The 13987-nt window shown below is 69.5% G+C and carries 11 protein-coding genes; 3 read left to right on the top strand and 8 right to left on the bottom strand.

Features of this window, described 5'->3' with window-relative positions; genetic code table 11:
• Positions 1–151: 151 nt before the first annotated feature.
• Positions 152–1642 (bottom strand): FAD-dependent oxidoreductase, encoded by a 1491-nt coding sequence (locus AB0H61_RS08755; protein ID WP_357300858.1) that lies wholly within the window; start codon positions 1640–1642, stop codon positions 152–154.
• 170 nt (positions 1643–1812) lie between these two features.
• Between AB0H61_RS08755 and AB0H61_RS08750 the strand changes: the two genes are divergently transcribed.
• Both AB0H61_RS08750 and AB0H61_RS08745 read left to right on the top strand, forming a co-directional pair.
• A complete protein-coding gene (locus tag AB0H61_RS08750; RefSeq protein ID WP_357300856.1) occupies positions 1813–4245 on the top strand; it encodes a PEP-utilizing enzyme in 2433 nt (810 codons plus the stop codon).
• 159 nt (positions 4246–4404) lie between these two features.
• A complete protein-coding gene (locus tag AB0H61_RS08745; protein WP_357300854.1) occupies positions 4405–5325 on the top strand; it encodes a tyrosine-protein phosphatase in 921 nt (306 codons plus the stop codon).
• 380 nt (positions 5326–5705) lie between these two features.
• Here the strand turns inward: AB0H61_RS08745 and AB0H61_RS08740 are convergent, their stop codons facing one another.
• The 3 genes from AB0H61_RS08740 to AB0H61_RS08730 form a co-directional block, all read right to left on the bottom strand.
• A complete protein-coding gene (locus AB0H61_RS08740) occupies positions 5706–5912 on the bottom strand; it encodes a hypothetical protein (protein WP_357300852.1) in 207 nt (68 codons plus the stop codon).
• Between the two features lie 122 nt (positions 5913–6034).
• Entirely contained in the window at positions 6035–7435 is a 1401-nt protein-coding gene (gene xylB, locus AB0H61_RS08735) for a xylulokinase (protein WP_357300851.1), read from the bottom strand.
• A gap of 40 nt (positions 7436–7475) precedes the next feature.
• A complete protein-coding gene (locus AB0H61_RS08730; protein ID WP_357300849.1) occupies positions 7476–8474 on the bottom strand; it encodes a zinc-dependent alcohol dehydrogenase family protein in 999 nt (332 codons plus the stop codon).
• Between the two features lie 89 nt (positions 8475–8563).
• Here AB0H61_RS08730 and AB0H61_RS08725 point away from each other — a divergent pair, with 89 nt between their 5' ends.
• Complete coding sequence (locus AB0H61_RS08725; protein ID WP_357300847.1) at positions 8564–9400, top strand: hypothetical protein; 837 nt, start codon at positions 8564–8566, stop codon at positions 9398–9400.
• A gap of 4 nt (positions 9401–9404) precedes the next feature.
• Here AB0H61_RS08725 and AB0H61_RS08720 read toward each other — a convergent pair whose 3' ends face one another.
• The 4 genes from AB0H61_RS08720 to AB0H61_RS08705 form a co-directional block, all read right to left on the bottom strand.
• Entirely contained in the window at positions 9405–10415 is a 1011-nt protein-coding gene (locus tag AB0H61_RS08720) for a glycoside hydrolase family 172 protein (RefSeq protein ID WP_357300845.1), read from the bottom strand.
• Positions 10412–10867, bottom strand: a complete 456-nt coding sequence (locus tag AB0H61_RS08715; RefSeq protein ID WP_357300843.1) for a thioredoxin domain-containing protein — start codon at positions 10865–10867, stop codon at positions 10412–10414. The genes AB0H61_RS08720 and AB0H61_RS08715 overlap by 4 nt, the downstream gene beginning before the upstream one ends.
• Before the next feature lie 99 nt (positions 10868–10966).
• A complete protein-coding gene (locus AB0H61_RS08710) occupies positions 10967–12448 on the bottom strand; it encodes an FGGY-family carbohydrate kinase (protein ID WP_357300841.1) in 1482 nt (493 codons plus the stop codon).
• A gap of 56 nt (positions 12449–12504) precedes the next feature.
• Entirely contained in the window at positions 12505–13920 is a 1416-nt protein-coding gene (locus tag AB0H61_RS08705; RefSeq protein ID WP_357300840.1) for an L-fucose/L-arabinose isomerase family protein, read from the bottom strand.
• Positions 13921–13987: the final 67 nt, after the last annotated feature.

The raw sequence follows: 13987 nt of genomic DNA, 5'->3' as shown, positions 1-13987 counted from the left end.
GCCGCGGTGCGGCTCTCCCATCGGCAACGCCCAGCGTGCCGACCCGACCCATACCTACGAAGCTAGGGCCGACGGCCCCAGCCGACCCGTTCCAATCCCGATGATCGGAACGGTTGGCGCGCCGGTGCGGGGAACGTCCGGCGCGTGACGATCACGTGCGGGCGGCGGCTCGCCCGGCCAGGCGGCCGAAGAAGGTGCCGTCACCGAGGGAGGTGCCGCTGATGTAGCCCTCGCCGTGCAGGCCGGAGGCGGCGCGTCCCGCGGCGTACAGGCGGGGGATGGGGTCACCGTTGAGGTCGAGCACTTCGCCATCGACCGTGGTGTGCAGGCCGCCGAGGGTGAATACCGAGGCTCCGGTGCCGCGGCGGTCACCGGACTCCGCGGGCGGGCGCACCCCGGCCTTGACATCGATCGCGGCCAGCGGCGCGGTGAGCGGGCGCAGCCAGCGTTCGGCCTTGTGGAAGTCGGGATCGATACCGCGCGAGGCGAATTCGTTGTAACGCGAGACGGTGGCCGTCAGAGCGCCGGGCGGCAGGCCCATGAGTTCGCCCAATTCATCGGCGGTTTCGGCGACGTGTGTGGGTCGCACACCCCAGCGCTGCGGCTCCGGCACCGCCTCGTAGCCCTCCTCGTCGAGCACCACCCAGACATTCATCTCCTGTCGGAACAGCGCGGCCTGGCCGATGCGGCCCGGATAGGTGTCCTCGTTGACGAAGCGTTGTCCCCGGTCGTTGACGACCATGCCGCGGGCGGCGAAGCCCGGGATCAGTGAGATGCCGACCTGACCCGCCGACATATGCCGGACCGCGGCGCCGAGCGCCTGCGCCATCCGGATGCCGCTGCCGTCGTCGGTGCCCGCGCTGACCTTGGTGTGCCCGCGGAGGCGGGGCGCGTGCGCGGCCAGCATGGCGTCGTTGTCCACGAATCCGCCGGTGGTCAGGACGACGCCGCGGCGGGCCAGGATGGTCTGTTCGCGGCCGTAGCGGCGGGCGGCCACACCCACCACCGTGCCGTCCTCGGCAACAAGGAGATTCGTCGCCGTGGTGTCGAAATGCGCCATCGCGCCAGCGGTTTCGGCGGCCGCGACCAGCACCTCCATCAGCAGTTTGCCGCCGAAATCATGGGCGGTGGGCCGATGTCCGCGCGGCGCGGGGGCGGCGATCTCGGTGAACGGCCTGCTGCTCTCGCCCAACCACATCAACCCATCGTCGGTGGGGGGCACCCAGGCGGGGGCGTCCCACAGACTCGGCTTGAACGGGACGCCTCGTGCGACCAGCCAGTGATAGTGCTCGACGCTGTCCGCGCAGTAGCGTGCGATCTTCTCCGCGTCCGCGCCGGGACCCAGCGCGGATCGCAGGAACGCGGCCATCTGCTCGGGGCTGTCCTCGAATCCGCACGCCCGCTGGATCGGGGTGCCGCCGCCGAGGTAGATCTCGCCGCCGGACATGGCGGAGGCGCCGCCGGGACCGCTCGTCCGATCCAGGACGACCACCTCGGCCCCGGTCGTGGCCGCCTCGAACGCCGCCGCGGCTCCCGCGCAGCCGTAGCCGACGATCACCACATCGGTCTCGAGGTCGTACTGCCGGATCTCGGTTGCCGAGCGTGGAGTGACCGATCTACCGGTCGAAGGAATTCCGGTCATGGTACGAGATTCGCCGATAGCGGCAATGCACCGGTACGTGCCATCTCGCTGGCCGATTGCGGGCTCCCGCTGAGTGGGACTGGAGCGGATCGCCACCCGACGCACTGGTGAAGGTGTGTGAACGGCGTCACTACCGATAGAGCATCGGCGCCAGCGAGGAGAGGATATCGATGCGGGTCCTGATCACCGGAATCACCGAACCTAGCGGCCGCGCGGTAGCGCGCATGCTGTTGGCCGCCGGGCACGATGTGGATGGGCTGGACCACCGGTGGCATCGCTTCGTCGACCCGCGCGTGCAGTTCACGGCGGGCGATCCCACCGACGCCGCCGCCTGCGCGCGCGCCGTCGTCGGCTGCTCCACCGTCCTGCACCTGGCGGGCGCCGGGGTCGCGGCCATCGCAGAGGCCGCGCGCAGCGCCGACGCGCGCCTCGTCGTTCCGGTGATCGCCGGGGCCCGATCCGCCGGGGTGAGCGAGGCCGAGATCTCGCGGGAACTGCAGGACTCGGGTGCGGACCATCTACTGGTGCGCACCGCGCTGGTGGTCGGGAGACGCATCGGTCCGGAGACCCGCCGCGCCCTCGAACCCATTCTCGGCACCCGCTCCGCCGACGGGTTCCAGGTGCTGCACAGCGACGATCTGGATCGTTTCCTGGTCATGGCCGTGACGTCGCCGCGCGTCGGTGTCGTCGAACTCGCCGCGCCCGGTGTCGTCACCGCCGATCAGATGAAGGGCATGCTGCGCGGCGCGGGCGTCCGCTACTCGGCGTGGGTGCCCGGCTGGTCGTCGCGCAGGCCGCTGCTGGATCCGACTGTGGTGCAGCAGGAATGGGGTTTCCGATGCGGGTGGACCGCATCGGAGGCGGCCGCTGATCTGGTGCGCGGGCTCGTCGGCCGCAAGCCCGACGGCGGTGGCTTCCGTACTCGCCGCGGCGCGATCCCGCTGCCGTCCCACGTGATTCCGGCCCGGGCCGCCACCTCCGATAACCATCGGCTGGCCGACGTCGCGCCCGCGGGATTGGAGGGCGAGTTCGACGACCGCGTCGATCCGCGCTATCCGGTGCACACCGCGACGAATACCTCCGAAGCGCTGCCTGGCCCGCTGACTCCGCTCACCATCGACCTGCACGCGGGCGCCATCCGCCTGGCCAACGAGGCGATGGGCACCATGATCGCGCTGGACGGAATCGCGTTGGAGCACTGGACGAGTCGCGTGACCACCGTGCTCGGCCACCACATCTATATCAACGCCTCGATCGGTGTGCTGGCCGCGGAGAATATGCCCGGCTGGGACGAGGAGAGTATTCGCCGTGACGCCTACGGCAATATTCCGGACGAGATCGCGTTGCAGCCGCACGGCAAGCCGCCAATGCCGACCGGTGCGGCCAGCACGGTGGCGACCTGGCGCGCCACCTCCCGGGTGATCGCCACCGCCCGCCGGTTCCGCGAGTCCGCGGAGCTGGTCAACGCGGCGGCCAAGGCGGAAGCGTTGAGCGCGAACGAGATTCGCGCGCTGTCCGACGAGCAACTGCACGTGCGCGCGCTGCTCTGGCGTGACCGGCTCCACCAGGCCTGGCAGACCGCCTCCATCGGCGTGATGATGACCGGCGCCGCCACCGCGATCCACGCGCGCGGCAAGGATGCGGTCGACGTACCCATCGACCTGACCCGCCTGGAATCGGCGAAGCCGATGCTCGCGGTGGAACGCCTGGCCGCGATCTGCCGGGCGGATCCGGATCTCTACGAAGTCGCCCGCGCGGGCGATGTCGGTGCCGCACGCGCGGCTTCGCCTGCCTTCGTGGCGGCGCTGGACGAGGAACTGGCGAGGATCGGGCACCGCGGTCCCGGCGAATGCGAGGTGATCAATCCGACCTTCGCCGATCGCCCCGCGCTTTTGGTGACGGCGGCCGCTCGCGCCGCGCAAATGCCAGCCCCCGAGCGGGAATCCGTCGACCCCGCACCGGGTCGCACCGCGCGGATGGCCGCGGGCGCGACCGTCGCCAGGGAACGCGCCCGCGACGCGGTGGTACGCATCAACCACTGCCTGCGGATGACGGTTCGGGAGCGGGCCGACCGGCTGATCCAGGCCGGGTGGCTGCGCGACATCGACGATGTCTGCTTCCTGACCCTGGACGAAATCTTCTGTTTGCCCGCCGATGCGGCCGCGAAGGTAGCCCGCAGACGGGCCGAACGCATCCGCTTGCGGGAGATCAGGATGCCGGATGTCATTGCGGGACAGTGGGAACCGGTACCCGATGCGGGTGCGCTGGCGGCCGAGGAGAGCCTGACCGGTATCGGCGTCTGCCCCGGCGTGGTGGAAGGCCGTGTGAAACTGGTGCTTTCGCTGGACGACGACATCGAACCGGGCGACATCCTGGTGGCGTCGGTCACCGATACCGGGCATACCGCGATGTTCGCCTATGCCGCCGCCGTGGTCACCGATATCGGCGGCTCCGCCTCACATGCCGCCATCGTGGCGCGCGAATTCGGCATCCCGTGCGTCGTCGACACCAAATCCGCCACCACCAGTCTGTCCGACGGACAGCTGATCCGAGTGGACGGCGCCGCGGGCACGGTCACACTGCTGGCCACCGCCGACGCCTGACGAGCTGCGCGCCGTGTATCGGTGCGGGCGAGGAACTTTCGGTCCGGAACAGGATCCGGACCGACCAGAGACGCGGGCGCGACCATCCACCCCGATGTCTCGACCGAACTCGGGCCGGACCCATTCGAATTCCCTGGCCCACCAGGAAAGGAACACCCAGTGACCTTCTCGCGCGCACTTCGCGGTGCCATAGCGGCCTCGGCAGCCATCTGCCTCGGCGTCCTGCCTCTCACCTCCGCCCCGGCGCTCGCCGGGCCGGCGGCGCCCGTTCTCCAGGCACCGGGCAAGGCCGACCGGCCGATGGGCCTGCCGCACGTGCCCAATGCCCGCGATATCGGCGGCTATCGGGCGCACGGCGGCAAGGTCGAATTCGGTCAGGTCTACCGTGCCGACGCGCTCGATCAGCTCGATGCCGGTGAGCAGCAGCAGCTGGTCTCGCACAACATCGGCGCGGTGATCGACTTCCGCAGCCCGACCGAATCGCGGCAGGCGCCGGATAAGGTGCCCGCCTCGATTCCGGTCACCGCGCTGCCGGTCTACGATCCGGCCAACGACTTCTTCATCATGATCTCCCAGGTGATCGGCGGCGGCCCGGCCAAGCAGCAGGAAGTGCTCGGCGACGGCAAGGGCGCCGAGATCATGCGGACCTACTACCGCTGGTTCGTCACCGATCCGGCCGCGCGCGATCAGTTCGGGACGGCCTTGCGCGCCATCGCCACCGCGCCCGGACCGGTGCTGTACCACTGCACCGCGGGTAAGGACCGCACCGGCTGGATGACCGCCATCATCATGGAGGCGCTCGGCGTCGCCAAGGGACAGATCTACAAGGACTTCCTGCAGTCCAACGACAACCTGGCGGCGAAGAACGAGGCCACGCTGGCCGGGCTCGAGTCGCGCGGTCTCATTACCGACCGGGCGCTGTTCGCGCCGATCCTCGGGGTGCAGCGCGACTACCTGAAGGCCGCGTTCGATCAGGTGCAGCAGTCCTATGGTTCGTTCGAGCGGTTCGTCAGCGAGGGGCTCGGCGTGGACAGCGGAACGCTGGAGGCGCTGCGGAGCAAGCTGCTGAACAAGCGCTGAGACCGTTGTTCGGAGGGCGGCGGTGTCCCAGTGGGGCGCCGCCGCGCGTTCGCGTCCCTTCGAAGCCACCGCGCGGCGGCATCGACGGGACCATCACCCTGTTGAGTGCCATCATCGCGACGGTGGGGCCGGGCCTGCCATCGTGAATCGGCAGGGGGCGGGGATGCCTAGGTTGTCGCATATCGGTCTCACCGATGTCCGTGAATTCACCCGTGCCACCGCAGAACCCGTCGACCACGGCTATTGGCCGACCCGCACGGGAGAACATCCGCGGATCGACGACCGGCCGTATCCGGAGGCTGCCGTACCGCACCGGCCGGGTTTTCACCGATCGGCGCCAGGCGGCGCGGGTACTGAACCCCGCACCGCCTCGCGAGTTCCTACTTGGCGGAACCGCTGGCCGACAGCGACTCCAGCAGGCAGCCCCAGTGCGGTGCGCCGCCGGGGCAGCCGGGGCTGGCGACCGGCTCCGACTTCTCGACGGGTTCGGCAGGCTGCAGCGGAATGGCAGACGCGGGTACGGCTGCGGCCAAGGGAGCCAGCATGATCGTGCCGGCGAGGATTCCGGCACGGAGGTGGTTACGCATCCTGTTTCCTTTCGCGCGGCGAGGGGTGCCGCAGCCGGAGACGGTATCGGGCCGCGGCAGCGGGCGAACAGACCTCGGAAGGCGGGCCACCCGAACTGGGGCCCCACCGAGGCGCCCGCGGCTCAGTCGCCGTACAGGAGTTCTTGTGCCCGTTGATATTCGGCGCGGATTCCGCGGCCGACCGCATGGTCCGGTGCGGGGGTGATTTCGGCGGCGGTGCGGGCGGGCCATCGCGGTGGATGAGGCGTGCCGGTGAGCGCCCATGCGGCTTGGCGGGCGGCGCCGATCGCGACGTATTCGTCCGGCTCGGGGACGGTGACGGTGGTGTCGAAGATCTGGGCGGCGAGGGTGCGGACCAGCGCGGAACGGGCGGCTCCGCCGATGAGCAGGACCCGGCGGGTCGGTACGCCGGTGGAGCGTAGCCGATCGAGCGCGTCCGCCATATTGCAGAGCATGCCTTCGAAGGTGGCCCGGGCGAGGTGACCGGGGCGCATGGTTTCCGCGCGGAGACCGTGCAGGCTACCCGTCGCATGGGGCAGGTTGGGGGTGCGCTCACCGGCCAGGTAGGGGAGCAGGACCAGACCGTCGGCGCCCGGAGGCGCCTGCGCGGCAAGGGATTCGAACTCATCCATGGTGATGCCGAGCAGATCCGCGGCGTGATTCAGGACCCGCGCGGCGTTGAGCGTGCAGACCAGCGGGAGGAACGCGCCCGTCGCGTCGGCGAAGCCCGCCACCGCGCCGGTGTCGTCGGCACTGGATGTCGTGGACCGGGCAAAGGCGGTGCCGCTGGTACCGAGTGAGATCACCGCGTCGCCGGGTTCGAGACCGAGTCCCAGTGCGGCCCCGGCATTGTCGCCGGTGCCCGCCGCGACGAGTACGCCCGCGGATGTGTGACCGGCGGGCTCCGCGGGAGCGAGGACACGCGGCAGCCGCGGAATTCGGTCCCGGAAGGCAAGTGCCAGGAGATCGTTCCGATATTCCCCGGTGACCGGGGACCAGTATCCGGTCCCCGACGCGTCACCGCGGTCGGTGGTCGGCTCGGTGTCGCCACCACCCCGCAGCCGCCAGGTCAGGTAGTCGTGCGGAAGCAGCACCCGGTCCGTCCGATCGGCATTCTCGGGTTCGTGATCGGCCAGCCAGCGCAGCTTCGCGACGGTGAAGGCGGCCACCGGGACACTACCGACGGCCTCTGCCCAGGCCAGTGGGGAACCGAGCTCGGCGATCAACTCCTCGGCTGCCCCGGCCGATCGAATATCGTTCCACAGCAGGGCATCCCGAACCGGACGACCATCGCGGTCGAGTGTGACCAGCCCGTGCTGCTGTCCCGCCACCGCGATCGCGTCCACCCGATCCAGCAGGCCGTCACCCGCCGCGCACAGCGCTGCCCACCAGGCCTCGGCCGGAACTTCCGTGCCGTCGGGGTGCGGTGCCCGCGCGCGCTCGAGGATTGTGCCCGTCTCCGCATCGCAGACGACGATCTTGCAGGTCTGGGTGGAACTGTCCACCCCGGCGACCCGGGTCATCGGACCGCGCTCGGACGGCTCGTGGTACCGAGGACCTGGTTCATGTCAGCTCACCGGGCCGGATCTGGATCTTGCGCCCGCTGCCGTCGCGGAAGGTCCGTAGGGCATCGGCGAATTGGTCGAGCCCGAAGCCGTGAGTGATCATCGTGTCGGCGTCGATCACACCCTTGCCCATGAGTTCCACCGCCCGGCCGAAGGAATGCAGGACGGCCATGGACCCGACAATGGTGATTTCGTCGTTGTAGACGCGAAACGGTGAGATGGCCGCCGTCGCGGCGCCGGGGGCGACCCCGAACTGCTGGTAGACGCCGCCGCGGCGCACGCGGGTGAGGCCGTCCTCGATGGCGGCGATGGCGCCGGTGCAATCGATGACGATCTCCCAGCCCTGCGGTCGGTCGAACTCGTCGGCGTGGGCGGCGGTGGCGTCGGCGCCCAGTTTCGTGGCCACCTCGAGGCGGGCGGCATTGATGTCGACCACCGAGATCGACGCCGCCCCCGCCGAGCGGGCCAACTGGAGCATGAGCAGGCCCATGGTGCCCGCACCGTAGAGCAGGTAGTGCGCGCCGAGGGCCCGAGGCAGCACATCGAATGCGTGCACGGCACACGACAGCGGCTCCACCAGCGCGCCGTGCGGGGTGGACAGCGTGTCGGGCAGCCGGTAGCAGTTGGCCGCGGGCACCGCGACGTATTCGGCCATGGCCCCGTCGACGGTGTCGCCGATCGCGCCCCAGCGCTCGCAGAGATTGCCCCGCCCGATCGCGCAGTAGTGACAGGCGCCGCAGAACAAGGACGGATCCACCGCGACCCGGTCGCCGACCGTGAGCTCACCACCGTGGGCTGCCACGATCTCGCCCGCGAATTCGTGCCCGGGCACGATCGGGTACGGCGTCGGCGGGAACTCGCCGTCCACGATGTGGACATCGGTGCCGCAGATCCCCACGGCATCCACCCGCAGCACCACCTCCCCGGCCTTCGGCACCGGATCCGGCACCTCCTGCACAGAGAACCGACCGGGCGTCTCGATGAGCACCGCGCGCATACGTCTACCTTGCACCCGCACCCGGGTCTTCCGGCGCATTTTCGACGGCGGGCGGGGCGGCGCGGCGCGGCATCGGGCACACTGGCGCGGTGAGCGAAGACCCGGACGAGGAATCCGGCATCCGCATCCGCACCGGCGATGGGGCCACCGTGCCCGCGCTGACGGATCCGGTGCTGGACGGCCTCATGGGCGGCCCGGCCCATGCCGAACGCCCCTTCCTCGAGGTCGCCCGCGGCGAGCACGAGTGGATACGGGCACGCTACCTACCGGATCAGGCGTACCAGCTGACCCACCGAACCGATTCCGTCGCCGACGTATTCGAGCTGTACACCACCGACCCGGTGCTGATTCGCGACATCGTGTTCGCGTGGATCGACGACAACCCGTGGTGGTCCGACAGTGTCGCGTGGTCGCGCGTCGATCCCGCCATCGAGGAACTGGAATCCGTCCGCAGTGAACTGACGGGCCTGCTGGACGGTTTCACCGTGCTCGACGCGATCACCGGCACCATGGACGACGCCCTCGCGCGCGCCGACGAGTTGCTGGCCATGGATCCGGACGCGGTCGCCGACGGGATCGAAGGCGGCGCCGAGATATCGTTCGGTGGAACGGACCGGGGAACCACCGGATTCGCGCCGATCGATATGGGAGCCGCGTTCGATCTCGATGCGGCCTTGGATGATCCGTTCGCGCGGGTCGAGGAACTGCTCGCGATGGATCTGGACGCATTCGCCGACGCGGAGGGTCCGACGGCGCCGCACCCTGCCGCACCGGTGTCGGGCGGAGACCGGGACGCAACCGAGTCGGACTCGCTCGACGTGGGTGCGGCGCACGGTGTCGGAACCGCTCCCGCGGATCCGGATTCCGCTGGCGGCGGCTCGTTCTACACTGTTGGCCCGCGCGATCAGGATTCCCCGCGTCGCTGACCGATCAGCGCTGATACCACCACGCGGTGGTCGCGATATCGGCGCGCTCCAGCGGCAGATACGTTTCGGGGTCGCCCCAGCCGAGCGCCTGAATGCTGACGCGCAGGTTCTGCTGGAAGCAGATCGGGTCGCGCACATGCCACCGGTACATGCCGAAGCGCTGATGCGCCCGGTAGATCTCGTCGGCCGGAAGTACCTGATGCATCCCGAGATACGGCGTGGAGTAGGTCCGGTACGTCCCGTCGAGGTCGAAATTCCACGCGCCGCCGAAGTAGTCCTCGGTGCCGGTGCCGCAGAGCGTCGGGTAGTCGGTATCGCCGTCGAGGTAGAACTTCAGTTCGCCCTCGCCCCACCAACCCGGGTCGCCCGGTTGAATCGCGAGGTAGGTGCCGACATAGCGGCCCGGCCCGGCCGTCTCGTCCAGGATCGTGTGCACGGCAGGGTCGCCGAGCGGATTGCTGCGCCGCCACTGGGTGTGCAGATACCCCGCGTCGTGCGGAACCTGCTCTTCGGTATAGGTGATCTGGTAATACACCGGGACCGCGCTGTCGCCGCCATTGTGCAGGGTGATTCGCGCCCCGTGGCGAAAAGGCATGGGCCAGTAGCTGTTCAGGCCGCCCGCGGGTGCGACCACGACCATCTCGGAGTCCACCAGCGCCATCTCATCCCAGCCGTTGCAGAAGAAGTCGCCGAGCGGCAGTTCGATCGCGGGATCCGGTCCGGCGTCCCAGTACACGCGCAACATCAGTCGGCGCAGCACGGTGCGATCGGTGGTGAGCCAACAGTGCCGGATCACACCGGGACCGGAAATATCTGCCAGCGTGGCGGTTTCACCGGAGGCGAGCTGGATCGAGGGTGAGATCTTCCACCCCGCGCCCAGGTGCCGGGCCGCATATGCGCCGGTGCCCTCGAGCGCCCGTGCGCCCGCGCCGCGCGCACCGGTGGGATTCTCCGCGCTGATGGATCGGGTGCGCGCGGCGTCGAGCCGCCAGAGGTCCGGCGCGGAGCCCGTCACAGCCCGGGCCAGCCGTACCGGGCGGGCCCGGCCGCCGGGCCGGCGAGCCGCTGCCCGGCGGCGGTGGAGGTCCCGGAGGAGGCGGCGACGGCCTTCTCGGCCGCCGCGGCTTCGGCGCGCATCGCGTCCATGTCGAGCCACCGGACCTGCTGCACAACCTCTTCCAGTGCGGCCGGAGGCAAGAATCCGGGCTGAGAGAACACCAGCAGACCTTCGCGGAAGGCCATGAGGGTCGGGAAGCGGTCGACCTTCGCCATGGCGGTCAATTCCTGTTCGGCCTCGGTATCGACCTTGCCGTGCACGATTTCCGGATGCTCGTCCGAGGAGACTTCGTAGACCGGCGCGAATTGCCGACAGGGGCCGCACCAGCCCGCCCACCAGTCGACCAGCACGATGTTATTACCGGTGACGACGCTCTGGAAGTTGTGCTGGGTCAGGGTCACTGTCGGCATGGGGTCCTCCCGGGCGTTTCGGTTCGCGGGAGCCGAATCGCCGCATGCAATCTCTGGGCTTTTCCGAACAACCCCGAATCTTCGCACGCTGTGGCCGGTTCAGGAAGGAGGTTCGGCCCGGCGCTGTGCGTCCGCGAGGAAATGTGCGGTGGCCTCGGTGCTGCGATACAACTCGCGGTAATGCCGATAGTAGGGCGCATAGCGCGCGGACCGCTCGGCATCGGGTTCGACTGTGTCGACCACGGGATTCCAGTTGGAGGTATCGACACCCGCGGCGGTGGCGGCCAGCAGCGCATCGCCCAGACAGGCGCCGATGGTCTCGGCCGGAAGCTGCTGGGGCAGTCCGGTCACGTCGGAGACGATCCGGGTCCACAGCCCGCCCTTGGTGCCGCCGCCGACCGCGACCAGGCGGCGCGCCTGCCCGCCTGCCTCGGTCATCGCCTCCAGATTGTGCCGGACCCCGTAGGCGATGCCCTCGAGCGCGGCTCGGTACAGCTCGGCGCGCCCGTGCCCGAGGGTGAGACCGGCGATCATGCCGCGCGCGTCCGGGTCGAACAGCGGGGTGCGTTCCCCCGCGAAGTACGGGAGCAGCAGCAATCCGCGGCTGCCCGCGGGTACCTCGGCGGCCGCGTCGACCAGCTCCGCGAAATCACCGCCCACCAGCTTGCGCAGCCAGTCGGTGACCGCGCCGGACGTGGCCATGCCCGCGGCCAGGGTGTATGTCCCTGGCCAGGTTCCGCAGGTGCCCCAGAGCCCGGGATGCGGACGCGGATCGGTGAGCACCTGCACCAGGAACATGGTGGTGCCGTACATGACCATCGCGTCGCCGGGCTCGCGGACGCCGACGCTCGCGGCCTCGGCCCAGGCGTCGATGGTTCCGGTGGTGACCGGCAGGCCCGCGGGCAATCCGGTTGCGGCGGCGGCTTGTTCGGTGATCCGGCCGATCGTCTCGGTGGGCCAGGCCAGTTCGGGCAATGGCAGACCGGGCGCGACGGTCGCGGCCCAGTCCGCCGCCCACGCGCGCCGGTGCAGGTCGTACAGCGGCACACATTGGCTCGCCGATTGATGGTCCAGCACGTAGCGGCCGGTCAGCCGGTACACCAGGAATGAACTCGCCATCAACAGCATGGCCGTGCGGTCGGCGATATGCGGTTCGTGCCGAGCCAGCCAGCGTAGTTTCGGTCCGACGGCCTGGCTGGTCAGCGGGGCTCCGGCGCGGGCGAGTACCGCGTCGGGGCCGAATTCGGCGTTCAGTTCAGCGATTTCGGTCGTCGCCCGGGTGTCGACGCCGTAGAGAATGGCCGGGCGCAGCGCGGCGCCCGTGGCGTCGGCGGGCAGCAGACACGGGCCGATGCCGGAGACCGCGAGGCCGTCGAGCGCCGTGCCCGCGGCCGCATCGAGCAGCTCGCGGGTGATCGCGAGAAAGTCGGCCCACCAGATGGACTCGGCATCGTGTTCGACCCAGCCGGGGTGCGGCGTGGAGACACCGTGCGCGCGTTCGGCTCTGGCGACGATGACGCCGTCCGCCCGGGTGAGTACGCCTTTGGAGCTCGCGGTTCCGATATCGATGCCGAGGAACATGGTTCACCTACCGCCCCGAATGTGGTTGTGCCGGTGACTCTGTGATGCGGATTCGATCACCGGTCGCGAGTGAATTCGTCGAGCGAGATCCCGAGCAACTCGCATGCCGTCCGTACGGTCGCGCGGTGATCGCCGGGCACGGCGTGGATGTGGTTGGCCCCGAAGCGGGTGAGGAAATCCTCGGCGCGGGCGTCGAGCCGGGCGAAGGCGTGCGGCCACTCCCTGGTCGACTGCTTCATGAGCGATTCATTGGTCTGCTCGTCGTAGTTCTCGAAGTCGCCGAGCATCAGCTGCATTCGGTAGTCGCCGTCCTTGCGGGTGAGGCGGGCCAGCGTCATCGTGCCCGGTGCGGCGAGGTGGTGCACCGAGGCTCCGCCCGCGGGGAAGAAGAACACCTCCGGGTACAGGTGTACCTTGGCCAGATTCTCCGCCGGGTCGTCGCTGCGTGCGGCGAACCAGGTCGCGTGCTGCCCCGAATTGCACAGGTCCCAGATATCGCGATCGGCGTGATAGTGACGCACATCGGCGAAAAGCACCGGGGTGTCGGCGATGTGCTTGAGCAATTGCATGGTGAGCGCGCCGTCCATATCGGCTTCGGTGGCGCATACATGTGGCTGTTTGGGGCCGTTCCAGTCGTAGGGATCGTTGAGGAAGGCCTCGGTGATATCCATGGTGGCGAAGTATTGGGTCAGTTCCGGCTGGCCCTTGATGCCGGAGAAGTCCAGCCGCCACTCGGCGATCAGCTCCCGCACCGCGAGATATGAGCGAATCTGACGCTCCAGTAGCTCCGGGGTCAGCTTGGATCCGTCATAGTGGACGGTGGCGTTGCGCTCCAACCACTCTCGCGCCGCCGTCGCCTCGCCCGGATCGGCCCGTTCGGCGCGCCGGACGATCTCCCATTGGTCGATCTCCTCGACGTCGATCCCGAAAAGGCGTTGCCACTGATCGGTATTGGCTACCGCGGTGTTCATACCCATCGGCCGCCCGCCGAAGCGTCCGAAAGTGCTGCCGCGCAGCCCGGATACGGCCGCCGCAGCGGTGGCGCGCGCCCCGATCGCCTCGATCAGCGCCGGATCGGCCGGATCGCCCCATAGCCGGGCGTGCGCGCGGCCGATCTGATCCAGTGCGCCGCCCGCGGCGAGCATCCCGACCATCCCGGGCTGCACCGGATCGATATTCGACAACAGCAACAGCGGTCCGGGTGTGGCACCCGCGGCCAGCATGGTGAAATGCGGGAACGCCCACACCGCGTAGTGCAGGACCGTCAGATCGACCCCGGCCGCGGCGACCTCGCGGGCCACCGATCCGGCCAGCGCGTTATCGCTGATCGTGTCGCTGCCCCGCACCACCCGGTGTCCCGCGGCCGTCAACGCGGCAACCAGGTGGTCCTCGGTGCCCCTGATGAAGTCCGCGATACCCGCGTGCACATAGTCGCGGCCGTCGGAGACGCTGATAACGCCGATACGTGCCATGCCGGTCCTCCCCGTCGCTGGGTTGGTCGGATCCTCGACTCGAACAACAGATACCAGGCGGCTCGGC

The organism is Nocardia sp. NPDC050710, assembly GCF_040654375.1.
GTDB lineage: Bacteria > Actinomycetota > Actinomycetes > Mycobacteriales > Mycobacteriaceae > Nocardia.
This window is presented reverse-complemented; position numbering and strand designations above follow the sequence as displayed.

Excerpts from the sequence above, each read along its gene's own strand:
- AB0H61_RS08755 (WP_357300858.1), bottom strand. The coding sequence starts at position 1,642 with ATGACCGGAATTCCTTCGACCGGTAGATCGGTCACTCCACGCTCGGCA.
- AB0H61_RS08750 (WP_357300856.1), top strand. The coding sequence starts at position 1,813 with ATGCGGGTCCTGATCACCGGAATCACCGAACCTAGCGGCCGCGCGGTA.
- AB0H61_RS08740 (WP_357300852.1), bottom strand. The coding sequence starts at position 5,912 with ATGCGTAACCACCTCCGTGCCGGAATCCTCGCCGGCACGATCATGCTG.
- xylB (WP_357300851.1), bottom strand. The coding sequence starts at position 7,435 with ATGACCCGGGTCGCCGGGGTGGACAGTTCCACCCAGACCTGCAAGATC.
- AB0H61_RS08730 (WP_357300849.1), bottom strand. The coding sequence starts at position 8,474 with ATGCGCGCGGTGCTCATCGAGACGCCCGGTCGGTTCTCTGTGCAGGAG.
- AB0H61_RS08715 (WP_357300843.1), bottom strand. The coding sequence starts at position 10,867 with ATGCCGACAGTGACCCTGACCCAGCACAACTTCCAGAGCGTCGTCACC.
- AB0H61_RS08710 (WP_357300841.1), bottom strand. The coding sequence starts at position 12,448 with ATGTTCCTCGGCATCGATATCGGAACCGCGAGCTCCAAAGGCGTACTC.
- AB0H61_RS08705 (WP_357300840.1), bottom strand. The coding sequence starts at position 13,920 with ATGGCACGTATCGGCGTTATCAGCGTCTCCGACGGCCGCGACTATGTG.